The 24,390-nt window shown below is 36.1% G+C and carries 20 protein-coding genes, 2 tRNA genes and 1 other annotated feature (1 of these 23 cut by a window edge); of the genes, 1 reads left to right on the forward strand and 21 read right to left on the reverse strand.

Annotated elements, in window-relative coordinates; translation table 11 throughout:
- Positions 1–64, reverse strand: a binding site (T-box leader) (it extends 165 nt beyond the left edge of the window).
- 76 nt (positions 65–140) lie between these two features.
- The 10 genes from GGQ92_RS03715 to hemA form a co-directional block, all read right to left on the reverse strand.
- Positions 141–920 (reverse strand): ABC transporter permease, encoded by a 780-nt coding sequence (locus GGQ92_RS03715; protein WP_184244651.1) that lies wholly within the window; start codon positions 918–920, stop codon positions 141–143.
- Entirely contained in the window at positions 913–1,566 is a 654-nt protein-coding gene (locus tag GGQ92_RS03720) for an ABC transporter ATP-binding protein (RefSeq protein WP_184244653.1), read from the reverse strand. The genes GGQ92_RS03715 and GGQ92_RS03720 overlap by 8 nt, the downstream gene beginning before the upstream one ends.
- Positions 1,567–1,761: 195 nt before the next feature.
- Positions 1,762–2,976, reverse strand: a complete 1,215-nt coding sequence (locus GGQ92_RS03725) for an NAD(P)/FAD-dependent oxidoreductase (RefSeq protein ID WP_184244656.1) — start codon at positions 2,974–2,976, stop codon at positions 1,762–1,764.
- Positions 2,977–3,460: 484 nt separating this feature from the next.
- Complete coding sequence (locus tag GGQ92_RS03730) at positions 3,461–4,474, reverse strand: phosphotransferase (protein ID WP_184244658.1); 1,014 nt, start codon at positions 4,472–4,474, stop codon at positions 3,461–3,463.
- A gap of 131 nt (positions 4,475–4,605) precedes the next feature.
- Entirely contained in the window at positions 4,606–5,715 is a 1,110-nt protein-coding gene (spoVID, locus tag GGQ92_RS03735) for a stage VI sporulation protein D (protein ID WP_184244660.1), read from the reverse strand.
- Between the two features lie 503 nt (positions 5,716–6,218).
- Positions 6,219–7,505, reverse strand: a complete 1,287-nt coding sequence (hemL, locus tag GGQ92_RS03740) for a glutamate-1-semialdehyde 2,1-aminomutase (protein ID WP_184244662.1) — start codon at positions 7,503–7,505, stop codon at positions 6,219–6,221.
- Positions 7,506–7,520: 15 nt separating this feature from the next.
- On the reverse strand, positions 7,521–8,489 hold the full coding sequence (hemB, locus tag GGQ92_RS03745; RefSeq protein ID WP_184244664.1) for a porphobilinogen synthase: 969 nt from the start codon (positions 8,487–8,489) through the stop codon (positions 7,521–7,523).
- Positions 8,490–8,495: 6 nt separating this feature from the next.
- Positions 8,496–9,266, reverse strand: a complete 771-nt coding sequence (locus GGQ92_RS03750) for a uroporphyrinogen-III synthase (protein WP_184244666.1) — start codon at positions 9,264–9,266, stop codon at positions 8,496–8,498.
- A complete protein-coding gene (hemC, locus tag GGQ92_RS03755) occupies positions 9,263–10,195 on the reverse strand; it encodes a hydroxymethylbilane synthase (protein ID WP_184244668.1) in 933 nt (310 codons plus the stop codon). The genes GGQ92_RS03750 and hemC overlap by 4 nt, the downstream gene beginning before the upstream one ends.
- A gap of 110 nt (positions 10,196–10,305) precedes the next feature.
- Positions 10,306–11,643, reverse strand: a complete 1,338-nt coding sequence (gene hemA / locus GGQ92_RS03760) for a glutamyl-tRNA reductase (RefSeq protein WP_184244670.1) — start codon at positions 11,641–11,643, stop codon at positions 10,306–10,308.
- A gap of 213 nt (positions 11,644–11,856) precedes the next feature.
- On the opposite strand from hemA, the gene GGQ92_RS03765 reads away from it, so the two are divergent.
- Positions 11,857–12,336, forward strand: coding sequence for a LiaI-LiaF-like domain-containing protein (locus tag GGQ92_RS03765; protein ID WP_184244672.1), 480 nt, complete (start codon positions 11,857–11,859; stop codon positions 12,334–12,336).
- Between the two features lie 328 nt (positions 12,337–12,664).
- On the opposite strand, the gene yihA is transcribed toward GGQ92_RS03765, so the two are convergent.
- The 11 genes from yihA to GGQ92_RS03820 form a co-directional block, all read right to left on the reverse strand.
- On the reverse strand, positions 12,665–13,246 hold the full coding sequence (gene yihA / locus GGQ92_RS03770; protein WP_184244674.1) for a ribosome biogenesis GTP-binding protein YihA/YsxC: 582 nt from the start codon (positions 13,244–13,246) through the stop codon (positions 12,665–12,667).
- Positions 13,233–15,566: an endopeptidase La gene (gene lon / locus GGQ92_RS03775; protein WP_184244676.1), complete on the reverse strand. Its 2,334-nt coding sequence runs from the start codon at positions 15,564–15,566 to the stop codon at positions 13,233–13,235. Before lon ends, yihA begins: the two co-directional genes overlap by 14 nt.
- 223 nt (positions 15,567–15,789) lie before the next feature.
- The gene (gene clpX, locus GGQ92_RS03780) at positions 15,790–17,067 is read right to left on the reverse strand and encodes an ATP-dependent protease ATP-binding subunit ClpX (RefSeq protein WP_184244678.1); all 1,278 of its coding nucleotides are present in this window, start codon (positions 17,065–17,067) and stop codon (positions 15,790–15,792) included.
- 456 nt (positions 17,068–17,523) lie between these two features.
- Complete coding sequence (tig, locus tag GGQ92_RS03785) at positions 17,524–18,810, reverse strand: trigger factor (RefSeq protein ID WP_184244680.1); 1,287 nt, start codon at positions 18,808–18,810, stop codon at positions 17,524–17,526.
- Positions 18,811–18,984: 174 nt separating this feature from the next.
- On the reverse strand, positions 18,985–19,971 hold the full coding sequence (locus GGQ92_RS03790) for a hypothetical protein (protein WP_184244682.1): 987 nt from the start codon (positions 19,969–19,971) through the stop codon (positions 18,985–18,987).
- 354 nt (positions 19,972–20,325) lie between these two features.
- A tRNA-Arg gene (locus GGQ92_RS03795) sits at positions 20,326–20,399 on the reverse strand.
- A gap of 6 nt (positions 20,400–20,405) precedes the next feature.
- Positions 20,406–20,479: transfer RNA gene (locus GGQ92_RS03800), tRNA-Gly, on the reverse strand.
- Between the two features lie 460 nt (positions 20,480–20,939).
- Positions 20,940–21,458, reverse strand: a complete 519-nt coding sequence (locus GGQ92_RS03805; protein ID WP_184244684.1) for a metallophosphoesterase family protein — start codon at positions 21,456–21,458, stop codon at positions 20,940–20,942.
- A 26-nt stretch (positions 21,459–21,484) separates the two neighbouring features.
- Positions 21,485–22,075, reverse strand: coding sequence for an XTP/dITP diphosphatase (locus GGQ92_RS03810; RefSeq protein WP_184244686.1), 591 nt, complete (start codon positions 22,073–22,075; stop codon positions 21,485–21,487).
- Entirely contained in the window at positions 22,075–22,833 is a 759-nt protein-coding gene (gene rph / locus GGQ92_RS03815; protein ID WP_184244688.1) for a ribonuclease PH, read from the reverse strand. The genes GGQ92_RS03810 and rph overlap by 1 nt, the downstream gene beginning before the upstream one ends.
- 329 nt (positions 22,834–23,162) lie before the next feature.
- A complete protein-coding gene (locus GGQ92_RS03820) occupies positions 23,163–24,287 on the reverse strand; it encodes a GerMN domain-containing protein (RefSeq protein WP_184244690.1) in 1,125 nt (374 codons plus the stop codon).
- Between the last annotated feature and the right edge of the window lie 103 nt (positions 24,288–24,390).

Consider the following 24,390-nt stretch of genomic DNA (forward strand, 5'->3'; position numbering starts at 1 on the left):
CAGCCTAAGGATTTTCCTCTCTGGTGAAGGAGTATAAAGTACTCTTCCCTTTCATCGCATTTCATCTATTCATATATGATGTTATTTTAGCGAAAAAGCGGAAGTAACGCAAGTTTTCACGTTAAAATATTCAGTCAATACTAAATATTTAGTTGGGCAGACTTATTAAAGAACGTTTTGTAACCAAAATATAGAAACAGAATAACAGATAGTGCCACACTTCCAGTAATACCTAACATAATCGCGATCTGATACTTTATAGCGGATAATGGACTGGCACCAGATAAAATTACCCCTGTCATCATCCCAGGTAGGAATACTATCCCCATACCTACCATATTATTAATAGTAGGTAGTATAGCTGAGTCAAACGCGTGATTCACGAGTTTCTGCGATGCTTTGTTAGGAGTGGCTCCTAGCATTAAAGCTGCTTCAACCTCTTTTTTCCTTGAGGAGAAACCTTCCATGAGAGAGCTAACTCCAAGTGTAATACCTGTCATAGAATTACCGATAAGCATCCCAGCTATCGGGATAAAGTATCTTGGATCATACCATGGAGAAAATTGCACAACAACAAAGTCAAAGTATAGAAAAGCAAACAATGTTCCCGCCACCATAGAAACTGCGATTATTTTCTTTAGCTCACGATTCAGTGGATGCTTCGATCGTTTGAAAATATTGTAAATCGCAAAAGTTTCCATGATGATAAGGATAATAACAGAATAATACCATTGTTCATTTTCAAAAATATACGTCAATACATAACCGACCAATACCAGTTGGATGGTCATTCTAAACGTCGAAATCACAATCTCTTTTTCACGCGGTATTTTTCTGAGTCTCACAATAATCAGTAATATCACAATAAATAAATACGCAGAAATTAACTGGATTAGTGTAATATCTAACATCTCATTCATGTCCAGTACCTACCTTGTTGTTAGGTGTAGTGGCTATCTCATTCATATAAATAATCGTATCGGAATACTCTTTAGCTACGTATTTTGAATGTGTTACCATAATAGCTGTCTTCTTTTTCTTCTTTATTTCGGTAGTTACAAAGTCCATAATACTATTTTCTGTTTCTTCATCTAAAGCAGATGTCGGTTCATCAAGTAGGTACACTTTTGCTCCCATTAATAATACTCTTCCAAAGGCAACCCGTTGTTTCTCGCCTCCTGATAACTTACTTGCATCCTCATCTAGCTTTTTATGTAGTTTCAATTCATTCATTAATGCAAGCAAGGAGGAATCGTCGACCTCAGGCTTCCCTGAGAATTCTAAACCTTTTAGCAAGTTATCTCGTACTGTGCCGTCGAATACGATTGGCTCCTGCCCAAGCATCACGACTTCCTGTCTCAATTCCATTGGGATATATTCTGAAATACTCTGATTTTGATACCGTATTTCTCCTTTGTCAGGTGTAATCATGTTATTTAACATCCTAAGTAAGGTAGATTTCCCGGAACCACTCTCACCAAACAAACATGTTATTTCTCCAGATTTAATCTCTAAATATGGAATATGCAGTATATCTTTGTAGTGTATATCCTTTAATAAGAACATTGCTTCCTCCTAGTTGCTACTTGTCCTAGTCATGGGTATAGAAAAGAGCAGATATGTTTTATCTACTCTCCTCTAGTTATCTCCAATCACGTTTCTCTTCCATTTTCCGTGAAACCATAGCATATACAAACATTCCTACAGCCGCTATCAATGTATAAAGTAATGTATTCTTCATTCAATGTCACTCCTTATCGATTAAAATGGACGGAATTTACCTTTCTTAAGAACAAGCTTTGGACCACCTAACATAAATAAATATCGGTCATCAATAACATTTTTCATTACTTTCGCTTGGATACCGTATAGCTTTCTTCCGTCAAACACTGTGCCCATTGCATCACGGCCACCTAATGAAGCAACAGTCCCTTTATTATCATACTTAAATTCCTGTAATGTCCCACCAAAAATAAGGGTATGAATATTATGTGCACATGTATCCGCTTCTTGAATGGCTAACTGCGCTGTCGGTGGATATGGTATTGCCGTTTCTTTATCTAATACCCAAGAGCAATCTCCTAAGATAAATATATCTTCATATCCTGCTGGACGCAATGTGTTATCTACATTCACTTTCCCTTTTGTCAACTCAAATCCTGCTTCACCTACTAAGCGGTTTGCTTGTACACCACCTGTCCAAATAAATGTTCCAGCACGTATTTCTTCGCCTTCTCCTACAATAATAGAACCTTCTTTTACTTCTTTAATAAAGGTGCCTAATCGAAATTCAATCCCTCTAGTGCGCAGTGATTGCTCAGCATATTCTGCTAATTCCGGATCAAATCCTGGGAGAATAGAATCCATACCCTCTACATTAATAATCCTTACTTGATTGCGTGGAATATCATATTTTTTGCACAATTCTGGAATTCTCTCAGCTAACTCTCCACAAAATTCAATACCTGTAAAGCCAGCTCCACCTACAATAATCGTTAGCATGCTTTCATCACGATTTTCTACATCATTCTGATATTTAGCGAATTGATACTCGATATGGTCACGAATCAAACGACTTTGATTTACATCTTGAATAGAAAATGCATGTTCATCCATACCCGAAATACCAAATGATGCTTTTTCGAAGCCTAAGCTAATTACTAAGTAATCGTACGTAAGCTCACTATTCGATAATTCTACTTTCTTGTTATCTTTATCGATTTTAAGTACGGTATCTTGAATAATATGTACCCGGTTCGAATCAATTACATCTGAAATCATAATACGCGAACGGTTGACATCAATTGTTCCAGCTGCGACTTCGTGTAACCAAGTCGTTTGATAATGATAATTATGTTTATTAACGAGTGTAATGTCTGCATCTTGAGCAGATAGCTTTTGTAAAAGTTTTTTTGTCGTCATCATTCCTGCGTAGCCAGCACCAAGCAGTACAATATGTGGTTTCGTTTCTTTCATTCATCCCACCCTTTCTACATATACAGATAATTTACGTCATGTCCTGTATTTTATACATGAGACATCTATTATTGTATACCTTACATTACCCGAAAATAAACTAAAATAGTAGGGATAAAAATCAAGCTATCTATTATTAGAAGATACATTATATTAGGTACATTTTTTGAGATGCTGCATATAATGGAGATAACTTGGGAGAATTCTAGTACAAAAATCAATCCTATAATGCGCTAAGAAAAAAATGATTGAGGCAAAGTTTTTGTCATAGACATCTGTTTTCAGAGGAGTGTGAAGAAATGGGGCGTTATTATCGTTATCGATTACCACTTTGGTGTCGGGAATGTTTATTTATTTTGGAGCGATCATTGTTACCTATCATTATCTTTCAAGCTATTCGAACTCTTTTTATACCTACCTCCTTTGATATAATAATCCTTAGCATATTAATCGGTGTATATATCTCTTTTCGATTGCATTGGATTTAATCTGTTTCTGCTTCCTCTGCCTCGATTTGTGACCGTAGTATTTCTTGTAATTGTAGACTTAAAATGATCCTTCTCCACTCTCTTTCTGTCTCTATTGATAACGGGATTCTTTTTTTCTCAACTGGTTGATCCATAATTTCTTGAACAAGAGTAAAAAGTTGTCTAATATCAATTAAACGTAAGATAAGGGAACATTTCTCCACCCTTGAAAACGTAACGTAGTTTTCATAAATTTGAAATCCCTCCATCACTTTATCCATGGAGCAATCGTGGTTCTTGAACATATTGCGACACAAAGTATATAAATCATCTACAGGAGATCCTATATACGTAGATTCCCAATTTAAAAAATATTGGTAAAAGTCATTCACAATCAGATGCTCAGGAGTAAGACTACCATGCACAAGACAAGATGACCATGTTGTTTCTTCCTCAAGCGCTTCTACATACATCGCTTGCCAATATTCAGTAATATCAAATAGTTTAATTAAATACCGATAATTCATTACTATTTGTAATTCAAGCGGAGACATAAAGCGTTTTTTCTCAATTTGTTCCACGTAGACATTCATGTGACCTCGATAGAATTCAAGCTCTTCAAGTAGGGATTCCTCTATAGTTTGACGCTTTCCGTTATCCAACACAAAGTCTTTTTTTTGTAAGGTAGATCCGTGCAGTTTCCCTATCGCATGAAAGAAGGCTGGATGCATATCAACAGTTTCATTCTCTATCCATGGTGTAAGATAATAATATTCGTTTTCGTGCAATACAAGTAACTGTTGGTTTTGATTAGGCATAATTGGTAGAAAGGCATCTACTTGCTGTTGTACAACCCATTGGTAGACTGCTTGCCATTTTCCAATTGTTTGATTGTTTACATGAGATTTTTTTAGCGCATAGCTACCTGTGTTTGTTTGAATTCGGTATACTCTTTCTGTTCTTTTCTCTTGGTGATAATCAGTAATGCCATACGTCGATAAAATAGTAGTTATTGCAGAAGAGAACAACATAAAATGCTCCTTTCCTCCATAAATTTATCCTTTATAACTTCTTCATTAGAAAAGTGAAAACCTGCTGGTATACTCACCAATTCATGAGTTCTCAGCAGGTGATTTCCATTTACTATCTCTTCTTTCCATTCCTATTTACTCTTTTTTGGAATATAGAGAATTTGACCATTAGCTACCCAATCATCGTCCAAACGATTAATTCTCGCTAGTTTCGATGTAGAAATCTTATATTTTTCTGCTATTTCATTCAAGCTATCCTCTGGTTGTGCAATATAAATAGTTAGCTTCGTTCGATCTTCTTCCCCTTCTTGTTTAAAAATATTCATTAAATAACTAGCATCATCTCTTTTTTCACTTTTCCCATGCACGGTTACTATTTCTTCAGAATTTTCTTGTTCATCTTCTTCTAAATCCTCCGCCCGTTCATCGAGCTCTTCCTCTTCACTAATGTCTTGTACTAATTCCACCACTTGCTGATTTGTTTCCATTTCATCTTCTAAAATCTCTTCATTTATGACTTCTTCTCTTTCGTTATCATCGATTTCTTCACCCTGAATCTCCTCATCCCTATGTTCAACCATTTCTTCACTCACCTTTCCTTCTGTTTCTTGCTCGGGCATCTGTTGATTCGCTTCAACCTCAAAAACATTAGGTATTTCTCTTTCCGTAAAGTCTGGTTGGAAGCTTGTAGGTGGTTTGAAAGATTGTGAGACTTGGTCATCATTATGATTCAATTCAAAACTAAATTGCTCTCGTTCTTCATCGTTGATTTCCTCATCTACTGTAGCTAACGGTAAATCATGCTCTTCTTGTATTTCGGAAGTTTCCATTCGAAAAGGTACCAAACCTTGTATCTCTAGTTTCGCTTCAATTTCCATTCTTTCACTGGATGGTAACTGATAATCGAAATGACTTACCTCTATCACTACATCATTTATATTTCTTACTTTTTCATTAGATAATGAAATATCTAACATAAAACGATGAAAGAATTCATTTAAGTCTTCTGACAAAGGCTCTACTCGGTCAACAAAGGAGCTTTCGATGATTATTTCATTATTTGCTTCCTTCTTTTTACGGTACTCACCCTGTAATTCTAATACCCCTCTTACGGAAATAACATCACCTGTCTCTTCTACAGTAATAACTGGCTCTAAACCAACACCTAACATCTCTTCGATTTCGTTTTCTCTATCAAAATAAATCGTTTCATTTAGTTCAAAAACATACGCTTCCGTCATAGAGATTCCCTCCCCCATATCCGTACAATCTTATTCTTTACATATATATGAGGTTAGCAAAAGAATATACATGCTGATTCAAGAAATCTTGAGAGATCAAACATTTTACGTAACATTGGATTGATGCATTTAACATTGGATTCGTGCGGCTTAATATTGGATTGATGCATTTAACATTGGATTCGTGCGGCTTAATATTGGATTGACGCATTTAACATCAGATTCGTGCAGTCTAATATTGGATTTACGCATTTAACATCAGATTCGTGCGGTCTAATATTGGATTGTGCACAATCTATTCGTCATTTTAAGAGTAAAGGGGGGATCTCTCCTACATGCTCTCATGAGTTATCTGATTTTGATAGGTGGGTTTCTAACGTTCAAACGAGTTATCTGATTTTAAGGGGTAGATTTCCCATGTTCAAATGAGTTATCCGATTTTACCTGCCAAGACAAAAAAAGCTATCGAGAAGTTGGTAACTTCCAGATAGCTTTGTGTTCTTTTATTTTAAATTTTGAAAAGCGTTGTTGACAGCTTGAATGGTTTGATCAATGTCTTCATCCGTGTGGGCAGATGAAACAAATAATCCTTCAAATTGAGATGGAGGTAAGAAGATACCTTGTTCTGCCATACTGCGATAATACTTTGCAAAGCGGTCTGTATCGGATGAAGAAGCAGTTTCGTAATTAATAACAGGCTGGTCATTAAAGAATACTCCTACCATTGAACCTACTCTGTTGATTTGCAAGCTAATACCATGTTTATCTGCAGCTTCTCTATATCCTTGGACTAGTTTATCAACTTTAGCATTCAGCTTTTCGTAAGCCTCTTTTGTCATTGCTTTCAATGTTTCTAAGCCAGCAGTCATCGCCAATGGATTACCTGATAAAGTACCAGCTTGATAAATGTCTCCAACTGGTGCTATACGTTCCATTATTTCTCGTTTACCTCCATAAGCACCTACAGGTAAGCCTCCACCAATTACTTTTCCAAGACATGTAATATCAGGAGTGACACCAAAATGACCTTGCGCACTTTCGTAACCAACTCTAAATCCAGTCATTACTTCATCAAAGATTAGTAAGGAACCATATTCTTTAGTAATCTCTCTTAGTTTCACTAAGAAATCATCTTTTGGTGGGACTACACCCATGTTTCCTGAGACTGGCTCTACAATAATAGCCGCAATATCCGATCCATATTGCTCAAATGCATAACGAACACTTTCTACATCATTATATGGAACCGTAATCGTCTGTTGTGCCACACTTTCTGGAACACCAGGACTATCTGGTAGACCTAATGTCGCTACTCCAGAACCCGCTTTAATAAGTAAAGAATCTCCATGGCCATGGTAGCAACCTTCAAATTTCAAAATTTTGTTTCTGCCAGTGTAGCCACGAGCTAAACGTAAAGCACTCATTGTGGCTTCTGTTCCTGAGTTAACCATTCGAACCATCTCAATAGATGGCACGCGCTCAATTACTAAGCGTGCTAGCTCACTTTCAAGTTCAGTTGGAGCTCCAAAGCTTGTTCCTTTTTCTGCAACTTCTTTTAGCTTTGTGACAACTCGTTCATCAGCATGACCTAATATTAAAGGTCCCCAGCTAAGAACGTAATCGATATACTCATTTCCATCGATATCATATATTTTGGACCCTTTACCTGATTGCATGAAGATAGGATTCATTCCTACAGATTTAAATGCACGTACTGGAGAGTTGACTCCCCCAGGCATTAAATCCACTGCTTCTTTATAAGCATCTATTGATTGTTGATAATTTCTCAATCTAATTATCCTCCTCTATTGTTCATTCAACCATTTGGCTACATCTTTTGCATAGTACGTAATAATAATATCTGCGCCTGCTCGTTTCATAGCTGTTAATTGCTCCATCACAATCGCTTTTTCGTCTACCCAACCATTAAGACTAGCCGCTTTTGTCATGGAATATTCCCCACTTACGTTGTAGGCTACAACCGGAACAGCATGGCGATCTTTTACTTCACGGATAATATCCATATATGCTAATGCAGGTTTTACAATTAAGAAATCTGCACCTTCATTTATGTCCGAATCCGCTTCACGTATTGCTTCTAAACGATTGGCAGGGTCCATTTGATATGTTTTTCGATCACCGAATTGTGGTGTACTATCTGCTGCATCTCGGAACGGACCATAAAAAGCAGACGCATATTTTACCGCATATGACATAATTGGTACATGTACATAACCTGCTTCATCTAATCCTTCACGAATTTCAGCAACAAATCCATCCATCATATTCGATGGTGCAATAATATCAGCACCAGCTTTTGCCTGTGTAATCGCCGTTTTAACATGTAAAGGTAACGACTCATCATTATCTACGTCACCATCATGGATTACTCCACAATGACCGTGTGATGTATATTCACACAAACAAGTGTCGGCAATCACGAGCAAATCCTTCGTTTTGTTTTTAATCTGGCGAATAGCCTGTTGGACAATACCATCATCTGCGTATGCACCAGATCCGACTTCATCTTTATGCTTAGGAATACCAAAAAGTAGCACACCTGGAATACCTAACTCTAATAATTCGTCGATTTCCCTATCTAATAAATCAAGTGAAAGTTGGTATACCCCTGGCATTGATGATACTTCATTTTTAATATTTTCACCTTCTGCTATAAAAAGAGGATAAATCATGTCCTCTTTTTGGAGTACCGTTTCACGTACTAACTTACGCATTGTAGCTGAGCTTCGTAATTTTCTATGTCGATCAAACATTGATTATCACCCATTTTTCATTAAAAGATATCTTTCCAGTTCTTGAACCATCGCATCAATGGTGAATTTTTCCGGATAAACCACTTGTTGAAAGTTGTGATATTCGAGTGAAGCAGCGGTAGTTGTACCAATAGCAACTGTCAGTTGGTTTGATTTTACCACTGTAAGCAAATCCGTTGGAAGTAACTCACAAAATGCCTCTACAGTAGACGGACTAGTAAACAATAAACCATCCATTTTTTCATTTTGCATAATTTTCACTAGCTCATGTTGAATATCTCTATTCATAATTGTACGATATAAGATTATTTTTTCAAAATGAATTCCATACTCTTGAAATAAAGTAGGTATTTCTGGTCTTGCTTTTTCTCCACATAAATATGCAACCGATTCTTTGCCATATTTAGCATGAAATTCCTTAACTAATGTCTCGCCGTTATATCGTGACGGAATAAAGTCAGTTTTGTAGCCATAGTGCTCTAATGCTTTCGCTGTTTTTTCACCAACTGCCGCAATTTTCTTAGGTAGCGCGAGCGATCTACCTTCGTTCAATTTTTGAAAGAAATGTACCGTGTTTGCACTTGTAAAGAATATCCAATCGTATTTATTTATTTCTTCAAGAGTAGTAGAAACTTCTTCAATTGGAATCGAGGCAAACTTTAGTAATGGAGTGACAATCGGAAGAGCTTCGTATTTAATTAGCAATTCCTTTAACTCTTCCGCTTGATTCTGCTCTCTTGTTACTAATAATTTCTTTCCTGCTAGCGGAGAACTCATTCTTCTTCTTCCTTTAAAGCTTCTTCAATTAATTGTTTTGCTCCTCTAGCAGCTAGACGGTCAGCAGCTTCTTTACCAACCTCTTCAGGATTGTTTCCGGTAATTTTTTCTTTCAAAATAATATCCCCGTCTTTACTACCCACAAGCGCCGTTAAAGTAATCTCATTACCCTCTAGTGTTGCATAGCCTCCAATAGGTACCTGGCATCCTCCATTTAATAAATGTAAGAATGTTCTTTCTGCTTTCACGGTCTTTTCTGTGTAGTCATCGTTAATTTTTTTAATTAATTCCAGTAGCTCCAAATCATCTTCCCTACATTCAATAGCTAACGCGCCTTGTCCTACTGCAGGCACACAAACCTCTGGCTCCAAATACTCCGTTATAATGCTCTCATCCCAACCTACTCGTTTCATACCAGCTGCAGCAAGTATGATTGCGTCAAAATTCTCTTCCTTTAACTTTCTCATCCGAGTTTCGATATTTCCTCGAATCCACTTTACTTCTAAGTCAGGTCGAGCGGCAAGTATTTGAGAACCACGTCGCAGACTACTTGTACCAATGATAGCCCCTGCTGGCAATTGATCTAGCGTACGTCCATCCTTAGAGATAAATGCATCTCGAGAATCTTCTCGAACAGGAATGGATCCAATAATTAGACCTTCAGGCATTACGGCTGGCATATCCTTCATACTATGTACTGCGAAGTCTATCTCTTTATCATACATTGCTTTTTCTATTTCCTTAACAAATAATCCTTTTCCGCCTACTTTAGAAAGGGTCACATCAAGAATTCTATCCCCTTTTGTTACGATTTCTTTTAGTTCGAATTCATATTTTCCGTTACTTACTCTTTTCAATTCCTCGATAACCCATTTGGATTGGGTAAGAGCTAAATTACTTTTTCTCGATCCTACAACTATTTTCCGCATGCTATCACCTCATAAACCTACTAATAGTGAGAAACCAGAAAGCAAGCACATTCGCTCTCTGGTTTCTTTTTAAAATGCTTCCATTATTCTTACATTAGCTTTTCATTTTGTTAACTATTGATTATAGAAAGCTCCGAGTCTTTACTCGTCTTTTTGCGAATTTGTATCGCTGTTTCATAAACGGATTCATCTATAGCAAAAATCCTCATAAATAATGCTAGAGCCTCTTCTGCATTTGGTTCTCCTGCAAGGTCCTTTGCTTGTAGAATTGGCTGTTTTAATAATTGATTAACAATACTTTTTGTATGTTTATTCAGTACTTTTCTTTCCCGTTCTGTAAGGTCAGGGATTTTTCTTTCAATGCTTTCCATTGTTTCTTTTTGTACAGTTAACGCTTGCTCTCTTAAAGCGTTGATGATTGGTACAACGCCTAATGTCTGTACCCATTCATAGAAAACAGCTATCTCCTCACCAATCCATTCTTCGATTTGCTTAGCTGCCTCTTTTCTTGCTTCAAGATTCTGATCAACTGTATCGTATAAATCATCTATATCGTATAAGTGAACATTCTCAAAATTGTTTACTTCTGGATCAATATCCCTTGGTACAGCAATATCTACTAAGAAGAGCGGCTTCTCTTGACGTTGCCTTATGATTGTTTCCACTTGTTGATGTGTCACTACATAATCTCGAGACCCCGTTGAGCTAATAACAATATCCGCTTCTACTAACGTTTCTTCTAGCTCTTCCGTTGATTTTGCAATACCATTGAATTTTTCTGCAAGTTTTTCGGCCTTCTCTTTCGTACGATTAATCACTGTTACCTGATTTGCACCTGCGCCATAGAGATTTTTTGCCGCTAACTCGCCCATCTTCCCTGCACCTATTACGACTACATGCTTGTCTTTTAATTCTGTTAACGTCTTTTTAGATAGCTCAACTGCCGCATAACTGACAGATACCGCATTCTCATTAATTGAAGTATCACGTTGGCAACGTTTTCCAAAAGTAATCGCCTGTTTAAACAATTCATTAAAAATCGTTCCAGTCAGCTTTTTAGCTTGAGCTTCTAAGAAAGCAGTTCTTATCTGTCCTAATATCTGAGTTTCCCCTACAATCATGGATTCTAAACCACAGCATAAACGTAATAAATGTTCTACTGCTGATTCATTTTCATGAGAGATAATGTAAGGAGCAAAGACTTCCTTATCAATTGAGAACCAATCGGATAAGAACTGCTGAATATAATATCTTCCTGTATGAAGTTGATCAACAACTGCAAATATTACCGTCCGATTACATGTAGAAAGGATAACATTTTCCAGAATACTTTTTCGTTCCTTAAGTGCCATCATAGCATCTTGTAATTCAGATTCTGTAAATGCTAACTTTTCTCTTATTTCAACTGGTGCTGTTTTATAATTTATACCTGCTGCGATAATATGCACGCCTACCTACCCCCAACCACACAAACACTTATCTTCCATTATAGCAGAATTAGAACGAATAAATCGTGAGGAATTTATGAACAGTTAGTTGTTTCTATGCTAAAATAGGTGTATTGTGTCTACTTATGAACGTATAGCTAATGTAACACAGATTAAAACACCAATCAAGAAATTAATATCATATAATAATTATTATAATCTGGGGTGTTAAAAATGAAAAAGAATGGTCTTTTTCCTTATTTATTAATTGGAGTGGGCCTATATTTTTTACTAAGAGAATGGAAAATTCCAATATTAACGGATTTTTATTCATGGCCTACACTACTTATTATCGTTGGTGTCGCTTTTTTAATTCATTCGTTTAGTACGAAAGAATATAAAAATATATTCCCTGGAGTTCTTTTATTTGGAATTGGTATCCACTTTCATGGATTGAAATATTATTCCTTTTGGATTGATCATTGGGCTATGTTTACATTAATCATCGGAATAGCGTTTCTCGTTCAAGCGTGGAAATCAAAGAAAGGCTTCGTACCTGCTATTGTTCTATTACTAATTTCTTTTATGGCAATTTTTATGGAAAATAAACCGGAATGGTTTGGGTGGGTAAATACTATAATGAATTGGTTGTTCCAATCATGGCCTATCTTATTAATATTCGGTGGAATTTACATGTTAGTAAAGAAAAAGTAACGAGTTATCAGTTACTTTTTCCATTTTACTACTTATCTATACCAGCATCGTCCATAAATAATATTAAAGAAAAGTCTGAGACATAACTCAATACAACAAAATGCTGTTATATAAATTACGTAGTCAAAACACGAGACTCCAGCAGGAAAAGCAACAGCTGAAAATCCATTTCATAAGTTTTTTTAGAAACTTATGAAATTAGTTGAAGCGTTGCCTGCGGAAAGCGAAGTGTTTTTGCGAAGTAATTAAAAAAGCGTAGATACCGAACGAATTATTACAATATGTTCGGTATCTACTATGATAAAATACTTCTGTCTCGTCCTCTTTTTTATAAGTATTGCTGCAAGAAGTTCCAAGCTGCATCTTTTCCTTCTCCAGTTTCTGCTGAGAAGGGAATAATAGTATCATTTTTATCTAGTTCCAGCGTATTAATAACTTGCTGAAGATGTTGTTGCTTTTTATTTTTAGGGATTTTGTCTAGTTTAGTTGCAATAACTAATACCTTCATCTCATAGTATTTAAAAAAATCATACATCATTACATCGTCATTGGTAGGCTTGTGACGTATATCAACAACTAGTACTGCTAGCTTCAAATTAGTTCTTTTAGTAAAGTACTCTTCCATCATTTTGCCCCATTTTTCGCGCTCTCGCTTCGAGACTTTTGCATACCCATAACCAGGTACGTCTACAAAATGAAAGGCATCATTAATAAGATAGAAATTAAGCGTTTGGGTTTTTCCAGGTTTCGATGATGTACGTGCTAAACTTTTACGATTAATTAACTTATTAATAAATGATGATTTTCCTACATTGGATCTTCCAGCTAGCGCGATTTCAGGTAAGTTACCATCTGGGTATTGTTTCTCTGATACCGCACTAATTACTATTTCTGCTTTAGTTACTTTCATAATATTCCTCCGATAAAGCGTGTTGTAACACCTCGTCTAAATGAGTGACAGGTATAAATCTCAATTCATTACGTACGCTTTCTGGAATATCATCCAAATCTTTTTCATTATCTTTAGGAATTATTATTGTTGTTATTCCAGATCTATGTGCACTAAGAGATTTTTCCTTTAAACCTCCTATAGGTAGAACTCTTCCTCGGAGTGTTATCTCACCAGTCATACCGACTTCGCGCTTAACCGGGCGTCCAGTTAAAGCTGAAACAAGTGCAGTCGCCATTGTTATACCTGCAGAAGGTCCGTCTTTTGGTGTCGCTCCTTCTGGTACATGAATATGGACATCGTATTTCTCATGGAAATCTTCCTCTATCCTTAGCTCATTTACCCTAGAACGAATATAACTAAACGCTGCCTGGGCAGATTCTTTCATTACATCACCTAGTTTACCAGTTAACGTTAGTTTTCCTTTCCCAACTGCTAAACTAACTTCGATAGAGAGAATATCTCCACCACTAGCTGTATAGGCTAGTCCAGTTGCAGTCCCTACTTGGTCTTCTTCTTCCATTAACCCATAACGGAAACGAGGTTTACCAAGTAACGTTTCCAATTGCTTCTCTGTTACGATGACTTTATTTTTCTTTTCTCCGACAATCATACGTGCAGCTTTTCTACAGATAGATGCAATTTGACGTTCTAATCCTCGAACTCCCGCTTCTCGAGTATATCGGCGAATTAGCTTGATTAAGCCTTCATCTCGAATTTGTAGTTGCCCTTTTTTCAAACCATTTTCCTTTAGTTGTTTCGTTATTAAGTGTTGTTTGGCTATATGTGTTTTTTCTACCTCTGTATATCCTGGAATAGATATAATCTCCATTCTGTCTAATAAAGGCTGTGGAATTGTTGCCAAATTATTAGCTGTCGCTACAAACATTACTTTAGATAAGTCGTATGTTTCCTCGAGATAATGATCGCTAAACGTATTATTTTGCTCCGGATCAAGAACTTCTAGCATTGCTGAAGATGGGTCACCCCGAAAATCATTAGACATTTTATCTATTTCATCTAAAAGAAATACAGGGTTAATCGTCGAAGCTTTTTTCATTCCTTGTATGATACGACCTGGAAGAGCTCCAACGTATGTACGTCTGTGACCTCTTATCTCCGCCTCGTCTCGGACACCACCAAGTGATATTCTTACAAATTTTCGGTCAATCGCTCGAGCAATTGATCTAGCTAAGGAGGTTTTTCCAACACCTGGAGGACCAACTAGACAAAGAATTGGACCTTTTAGCGAGTTAGTTAACTGTTGAACAGCTAAATACTCTAGAACTCTTTCTTTTACCTTTTCTAATCCATAATGATCTTCATTTAGGATTTTTTCCGCATGGTGTAGGTCAAGATTATCTTCCGTTTCTTCTGTCCAAGGAAGTGATAAAACCCAATCAATGTAGTTACGAATGACGGAGCTTTCAGCGGATGTTTGAGGAACTCGCTCATATCGAGCTAACTCTTTCTCGACAAGCTTATGAATATTATCTGGTAGCTGCTTTTCTTCAATCATCTTACGAATTTCAGCTATTTCTCCATTTCTACCGTCCTTATCGCCTAGTTCCTTTTGAATAGCTTTCATTTGCTCTCGCAAATAATATTCTTTCTGTGTTTCTTCCATTGATTTTTTTACACGTTTTCCAATTTTGCGTTCTAGCTCCAATACCTCTTTCTCGTTCGATATAATTGAAAGTAACAATTGCAAACGCTCTTCCACATTAATCGTTTCCAACAATGCTTGTTTATCAGATTGTTTTAAAGGAATGTTAGAAGCAATCATATCTGTCAGACGTCCCGGTACCTCAATGTCTGTTACACTCGCTAATGTTTCTTTACTAATTTTTTTAGACATTTGACTATAATATTCGAATTGCTCAATTAAAGCTCGCATAAGTGCAATCTCTTTATTAGAGTTCTCTTCTTTATCCTCTAAAGGTTCGACTTCTACAAAGAACTGCTCTTCTTCATTAATATATCGTAAAATCTCTGCACGATGAACACCTTCAACTAATACTCTCATCGTTCCGTTTGGTAATTTTAACATCTGATTAATCTTAGCAACTGTACCAATATTAAAAATCTGTTCCGTTGTTGGATCATCTATTGCACTCTCTTTTTGGGCTGCAAGGAAGATATGTTTATCATTCATCATAGCTTTTTCTAATGATTGAATTGATTTTTTACGACCAACATCCAGGTGAATAACCATTCCCGGAAAAACAATTAAACCGCGTAATGGCAGTAAAGGGATATGTATAAATTTTTTTTCGTCCATATGGTGGCACCTCCGCTTAACTCATTTGTTGCATAATAACACAATAGCTCATATCGTTATTATCTTCTAACAGTCTCATTTTTATCATAGGATAAAAATCATTATGTATTATTCCCTATTTTGTATAAGTTTAATGAAAAACAATATGTTTGTAAAATTTTTCGTACAATGTAAAAAGAAAATGCACCATAGCCTGATAGGCTATCGGTGCATTTATTAGTGGCTATGCACTTTCTTTCGGTGTTTGTTTGGAGACTTTGACTTCTTCGCCATCTTCATTTAATAAGACAGCTACACCTTTTTCATTAACAACGGTCTCTTTAGTAATAATACACTTCTTAATGTCGTCTCTTGAAGGTATTTCGAACATGATTTCGAGCATAATTTCTTCAATTATGGAACGTAAACCACGTGCACCTGTTTTACGTTCAATTGCTTTTTTCGCAATTGCTTCTAATGCTTCTTGTTCGAATTCTAACTCGACACCGTCAATATCTAATAATTTACGATATTGTTTAGCGAGTGCATTTTTAGGTTTCGTTAAAATCTCAACTAAAGCTTCTTCATCTAACGGTTGAAGACTTCCAATTACAGGCAATCTTCCAATGAATTCAGGAATTAACCCAAAGCGCAGTAAATCCTCTGGTAATACTTTAGATAACAATTCTGCTTTATTTAGATCATTACCTTCGGTTTCAGCACCAAAACCAATCACTTTTTTACCTAGTCGACGTTTTATAATTTGATCAATACCATCAAATGCTCCACCACAAATAAATAGAACATTAGAGGTATCTATTTGAATAAACTCTTGGTGTGGATGCTTTCTTCCACCTTGAGGAGGTACGCTTGCGACTGTACCCTCTAGAATTTTCAACAATGCTTGTTGAACACCTTCTCCAGATACATCACGTGTTATCGATGGGTTTTCCGACTTTCTTGCTACTTTGTCAATCTCATCAATATAAATGATCCCTTTCTCAGCCTTTTCTACGTCATAATCTGCTGCTTGGATTAACTTCAGCAAAATATTCTCTACATCTTCTCCAACGTAGCCAGCCTCAGTTAAAGAAGTAGCATCTGCGATCGCAAATGGAACGTTTAATATACGTGCCAAAGTTTGTGCAAGTAGGGTTTTACCGCTTCCAGTCGGCCCAATCATAACGATGTTACTTTTCGCTAATTCTACTTCATCTTTCGTTGATATAGCGTTAATTCGCTTATAATGATTATATACAGCTACAGATAAATTCTTTTTAGCATCTTCTTGACCAATAACATAATCATTTAAAATTTCACAGATCTCCTGTGGCTTTGGAATATCTTTATATTCAGATGATTCCTCTGTTCCTAGCTCTTCCTCTACAATCTCCGTGCAAAGCTCTATACATTCATCACATATATAAACACCTGGTCCAGCAACAAGTTTACGAACCTGGTCTTGGTTTTTACCACAGAAAGAACATTTTAATTGTCCTTTTTCTTCATTAAATTTGTACATGGTTGAGACTCACCCCTTCTATAGAATATCTCCTGTCCAAATAAGATTATTCCTTCACTTCTTTCTTTAGCCAATCATATCAAATTGAACTAAAATAAAAAAGTAATATACATTTTATGATGTTAGCGCGATTAATTTTATCGTCTTATTTGTAATTGGATTGGACAAAACACGAGTGAAGCATACCAAATTTATATTCAGTATAGCAACTAATATGTCTGATGGCGATTAAGGAGATTCGGATAATGGATATGTAAAAAAGTACTCATCGATATTTAGTATATGTATGTAACTGTGGATTTAATCCATTCGTTCGTTTATTATGTTTTCGCCCTATACAAGGCAACAATAGGTATGATAACCAGATGAGCTTCTTATATGATCTGTTTCTTTCATGAACGAAATGGAGAGAAAACAAGGTACTTAACACCGTACCTTGTTTTCATTAAAGCTAACTTATTTTGTTTTGCTATTATCTACTAATACATCAATTGCTTTTCTGAATTTCAAGTCATCTTGAAGCATTGCTGTATTCCCACCAAGTGCTTGTTTAATTTGATCAACTTCCATGTTATAAAGAGAAGCCATAGATTCAAGTTCTTTATTGATATCTTCTTCTGTTACTTCAACATTTTCAGCTTCTGCAATAGCTTCTAATGTTAAGTTCGTTTTTACACGTTTACCTGCATCTTCTTTCATTTGTTCTTTCAATTGATCCTCATCTTGGCCTGAGAACTGAGTATACATTTCTAGATTCATACCTTGCATTTGAAGACGTTGTTCAAACTCTTGCATCATACGATCTAGTTCTGTATTTACCATCGCTTCTGGAATATCAACTTCTGTATTTTCTGATGCTTGCTCAACTAAAGACTCACGTTTTTTAGTATCTGCGTCTGTTTCTCTTTGATCTTTTAGTTGTTTCTTGATCTTTTCTTTTAATTCATCAAGTGTTTCAACTTCTTCATCAAGGTCTTTTGCAAATTCATCATCTAATTCAGGAAGTTCTTTTTGCTTAATTTCATGGATTTTCACTTTGAAGACAGCTTCCTTACCTGCTAGATCTTCTGCATGATATTCTTCTGGGAACGTAACCGTTACTTCAGTTTCCTCACCAGCTTTTTTACCAACAAGTTGTTCTTCAAAACCTGGGATAAAGGAACCAGAACCAATTTCTAATGAATGATTTTCACCTTTACCACCTTCGAAAGCTTCTTCTCCTAAGAACCCTTCAAAATCGATTACAGCCGTATCACCGTCTTCGATTTCTCCATCTTCTTTTACAACTAGCTCTGCTTGTTGCTCTTGACGTTTTGTAAGTTCTTCAGTTACATCTTCATCTGTAACTTCTGTATTTTCTTCTTCTACTTCTAAGCCTTTATATTCTCCAAGCTTCACTTCTGGTTTAACCGTTACTTTTGCAGTGAAAATTAAATTTTTACCTTTTTCGATTTGGTCAATATCTATTTCTGGCTGATCAACAGGTTCGATTCCTGTTTCTTCAATAGCTTCTGTGTATGCAGCAGGTAACACAATATCTACTGCGTCTTGGTATAGAGATTCTACTCCAAATCTTTTTTCGAATAGACCACGTGGCATTTTACCTTTACGGAATCCAGGTACTTGTACATCCTTTACCACTTTTTTGAATGCTTGATCTAGTGCACTATTAAATTTCTCGGCTTCAACTTCAACCGTTAATACTCCTTCATTACCTTCTTGCTTTTCCCATTTTGCTGCCATTACATTTCCCTCCAACAATAAATCATATAATTAACGTTCATATCACTTCTCATATATTGTAGACCGAACGCAAACAACTACAATATTATAACACAACTAGTATACCTTTCAATAATAAACTCACATGGCAAAATTGTATACAACGATTGATTGATTTGCAAGAATTAATCTTCTCTACATATCAATAATCGAGGAATACAACGCTTCTGAAGTCTCAATCATATTTAAATAATGTTCTTTTAAGCGTAATATCCGCTTATCGTCTGCGTGTTTTTTTAAATCGTAACTCATATGTACATAATAACGTAATGTTTCCGCTAACGCTTGATAATTCTCTTCTTCTGGTAAAAATGGTGCGTAAACATAAGCAAAGCGGTTTAAGACAAATTGCATCATTTGATAGGATGTCGGATCATCACTTTCCATATCATCTAAGTAGTAGTAAACACCCGAGAAAAAATCACTTGGGGATAAGCTATTGACATCATTTAAATCCCATTCGTAATGAATATTGAATTTCTCTATAGCGATGGTATCAACTGGCTTCGTTTCTATGTAATATTCTAGTATTGCCGATTTGACTACAGGATGTATATTCTCATCTACTAACATTTGCTTTAAAATCGGGATATCCTTACTTAATTTCAGACTATGTAATTGCTTCATCATATACCACTGTTGACGATCATTCTTATGTATAACTGCCTGTTTCAGTTTTTCAATTATTTCGCCGAAAGTTTGCTCGCTCTCTTGCTCAAATAATTCTTTGCTTAATGTATAGATGTGCTCTAGCTGACTTTTAAATAAATCCGGAACCACTTCATCACGAAACACATCTTCCAGTAATTCTATGATATCTTGATATTTGCTAGATTCTAGCAACAATGTCGTATAGATATGTAAATAGGAAAAATAATAATCATTATGTTCAGATAGAAGTGCTTCACAGTATATTTCTGCTTCTTCATGCATCTGCATTTCCATCATACAAATTAATTTTCCTGTATGTACTTCATGAGATGCTACTCCATTTGATGTTAATTCTTCAAAATAACGGAGAGCCTCTTCAAAGTGATTGGCTTCCATAGCTTCTTTAGCCTTTTTTTCTAAGTTGTCTTTCCATTTCGGAAATATAATGATTTTTTCTTTTTCCTCCTCCATTCTTTCACCTGCCTTGGTCTATCGTTTCTTTTTATTATAAATAATATAACCACGTTTATACAAGTACCACCATTATGTAGAGAGAGCTGGATTTTCAACAAAATATGACATAGTCGTTTTCTTATGTGAGTTTTTAACTTTAATAACTATAATCTACAGATGCTGAGAGGCATTGTTGAGTGAAACAGACAACTATAAGGATTCCCTTTTAAAGATACACACTATTACTTGTATTCACTTCTTTGCTACCTTCTAAACTTATAACGATACAGTTTCAAAACTATTTGCTTGAACTGCTATAAAAATAAAAGCACTGTTAACGTCATATTCTAACGTTTAACAGTGCTGAGAAAACGTCCCAGGAGCGATTCGAACGCCCGACCTACAGATTAGAAGTCTGTTGCTCTATCCTGCTGAGCTACTGGGACACAATATGGAGCGGGTGAAGGGAATCGAACCCTCGACAACAGCTTGGAAGGCTGTGGTTTTACCACTAAACTACACCCGCAAAATAATTAAAATAATAAATTTCAATACCAACACGCTTTTAATTTAAGCTTATGGTTCCTGTCCCTGCATCTTCTAGTATCGCTTCGTTGTTGGCTTCTTCGGGACAACTCGATGTGGTTTCGACGATGTTATGCTCGTCACTAAACTACACCCGCATAATATAAATAAAACTCTTATGTATTCACGCAACTAGTGTGACGAGCAAAACACATACTAATACACACCCGGTTGTGCTTAAGCAACCTACTAAGTAAACTACACCCGCATGCTCTTTAGGTATCATATGTATGACCGCTTAAAAAGTTATTGCTTTTTTTCGGACAAGTATTATTATATTAACTTCCTGAATGAATGTCAACATTTTTTATGTATTTTTTCAAAAAAGAACGTAAAGCTTAATAGGAAAGAAAAAATCGACCAAAATAATACGATTTTTCTTTCGCTATTATTTATTGCGCTTATAAGGACGTTTTATAAGCGAGCTTTTCTATTTCTAGTCCCTCTTTTGTATAATAATCAATTTGTACGTTTTCCAGATCATCATCTGCTGATAAAATAGCATAGGATCCGGGTAACTGTACGCGAGGTTGACGAATGCTACCTGGATTTATATATAAAATTTCACCTATTTTTTCAGCTACTGGGATATGAGAATGACCAAAACAAACAACATTTGCACCAATTTCTTGCGCTCGATATTGTACATTCATATAAGTAGAATTAGTTTGATGTAGGTGACCATGTACGACAAGGAAATGTAAAGAACCAGTCTGCACTTCTTTTTCTGTAGGGAAATCCATATCAAAATCCATATTCCCTCTCACTGCTTGAAATCCTTCTAGTTCTTTACTATCAGGCTCTAATTCTGAATCTCCACAATGTATCATTACATCGACCTCATAATGATGGCGATTTTTAATCGTTAGAACCTCTTCCTTCCAACCATGACTGTCACTCATAATTAACACTTTTGGCATGAAGAACTCTCCTTAATACTATATAATCACTTTTGCAACCAATCTTCAAGTTGATCTAGAGCTTTTTTTCGGTGGCTAATTTCACTTTTTTCTTTAGGGGACATTTGTGCCATTGTCTTATCAAAACCTGATGGATAAAATAACGGATCATACCCAAATCCATTTTCCCCAACTGGTTCGAAACCAATTTTACCTTCACATTCTCCCCTTTTAAAAACTGTTGATTTCCCTGGTTCAGCAATTGCAAGTACACATACAAACCGAGCTGTTCTATCGCTAGAAGGTATATTTTTTAATTCAGATAATACTTTTTGGTTATTAGCCTCATCATCTTTGTCTGTACCCGCATATCTAGCAGAGTAAACACCTGGGGCACCATTCAGTGCATCAATCTCAATGCCTGAATCGTCAGCAATTACAGGTATATGAAGCTTTTCAGAAATGGCTTCTGCCTTAATCGCAGCGTTCTCCTCAAATGTTGTACCAGTCTCTTCGATGTCTCCTATTTCCGGTGATAAGTCTAGTAATGATTTGACTTTTATTCCGTACTTATTAAATAAAAGCTCAAAATCTTTCACTTTGCCTTTATTTCGAGTCGCAATAACAATCTCTTTCATTATTCATGTTCCTCATTTTTTTCCGTGATATATTTATCATATTCCGCAATCGCAAGCTTTTGAATCGAAAAAATCTCTCTTATCCCTTCTTCGGCAAGAACTAACATTTCCATTAACTGATTACCCGAAAAAGTTGCCTCTTCTCCGGTACCTTGTAATTCAACAAACTCTCCATTTCCTGTCATTACCACATTCATATCTACATGTGCAATAGAGTCCTCTGTATATTCTAAGTCCAACACTGCCGTCCCATTAGGTAAAACTCCTACAGAAATAGCAGCCAAATAATCTTTAACAGGGAACTTTTTAATTCTTTTCTCTCTATGTAACTTTCCAAGCGCAAGGGCTGCTGCTACAAATGCTCCTGTTATAGAAGCTGTTCTTGTTCCACCATCTGCTTGTATAACATCACAGTCAATCCAGATTGTTCTTTCTCCAATTACATCTAAGTCCACTACAGCACGCAACGACCTACCAATTAAACGTTGGATTTCCATCGTTCGTCCAGAAACCTTACCTTTAGATGATTCTCGAATGTTTCTTGTTTCAGTAGCTCTTGGTAGCATAGCGTATTCTGCAGTAATCCATCCTTTTCCACTACCACGTAAAAAAGGAGGAACTCTATCCTCAATACTTGCATTACAAATTACTTTCGTTTCTCCCACTGTTATTAATACAGAACCTTCTGCATGTTTTGTAAAATCCGTTTCAATATGTATAGGTCTTAGTTCATTAACTTCTCTGCCGGTTTCTCGCATCATCGTTTCCTCCTATCATTCTGTAATATCTTAACATATTTTCTCTAACATGTAGACTTTCATACATTTCCAAAAAACTTAAATTAGACTAACAATTGTTTTGAATAACCATAGAGATTGTGAGTATTGGGAAGTTGAGGCCGTGCCGAGGTATAGGAAACACTGTGTAAGTATTTTTTGCACAGTTTTTTACTTATACCGTATGGGTAAAAGCGAAGTGTTTTAGCGAAGTAATTATAAAAAACGTAAATACCGAACGAATTCTTGCAAATCGTTCGGTATCTACTATGATAAAATACTTCTTTCCTTGCCTCTTCTTTATTCAGTCATTAAATACTCTCTTTAGGTGACGCCATCTCCCGTGTCACTGGTTCTTCATAAGCTTGTCCACTTTCACTTATAACAGCTTTATGTTCCCCAGCAGAAACTTCAATCGCCTCTACGTTTTCTAGTTCAGTCATTGTTAACACTATGGACTCCATCACTTCATCAGCAATCACACCTTTTTCACTATTTGCTAAGATGTTTTCATTAAACTGTAGAGAAAGGGTGCCATCACTATTTAATAGTGGCTCACTTGCTAATTGTGCACCAGTGTTAATGTATTTTTCTAATGGTAAATCAAAGGCTGGTCCCTCTAATAGAGCTTGTACAATTGAGTGTAGCTCATTATCCTGATTTAAAGGAACGTGTTGTGTCACTGGCACGAAATAAACTTCTTCATTATTAGCTTGCATTGGAAAGTAAAGCGTTGCTGCTTTACTCTCCATGAAATCTACTGCGTCGGCTACATGGACATTAATTCCATTAGCACGAGAATATCCTTCTGTAAGTGGTGTTCCATTCACTGGCATAGTCTGTTGCTCTTGCCCATTAATCCAAATTTTAATATTATTCACATTTTCAAACTGTGTTAATGTAAAAGTCATGGCTTCCAGAATTTTTTTCTCATTCTCTGCTTCATAATTGGCAAATTCTTCTGACAGATCAAGTACAAGTGTCCCACTTTCATCTAAATTGAGCGATATGACATCTGTACCTGAAGGAAGTACCGCTTGAAATCCGTTTGGAAGTATAGAGCTTATTGGACCATCCTCCACTAAGTATTCCACTACTTGTCTTGCAACTTCTTTATTGCTCGGTGCAGGTAAGTCCACTTCAACAGGTACTACGAGCCCATTTTGATCCAGTAAATACAGTGTACGTGTAACGGGTTCTCCCGTTGTCTCTGATTCCATATTTTCCTCTTCTTCTTCTTCAGTACCTTCCTCATCGGAACCTTCTGATTCTCCATCTGTAATACTTTCTAGATCGTCAACTAAGTTTGCTTGTTCTGGTGGTGGATCCATATCCTCCATGGTTTCTTGCTCTCCTTTAAACATGCCACATGCACTTAGAAGTAACATACCAATCAATACTATAGTTAAAAATGGTAGACGACTTATTTTTTTCATCACGATACCCCCTACGATGGTTTGTACTACTATGTATACGAGCTATCGGTGAAAATAGACTAATAAAATAAAACATTTATTTCTGAATGCCTCTTCCTCTTAA

The organism is Gracilibacillus halotolerans (assembly GCF_014206945.1).
Taxonomy (GTDB): Bacteria; Bacillota; Bacilli; order Bacillales; family Amphibacillaceae; genus Gracilibacillus; species Gracilibacillus halotolerans.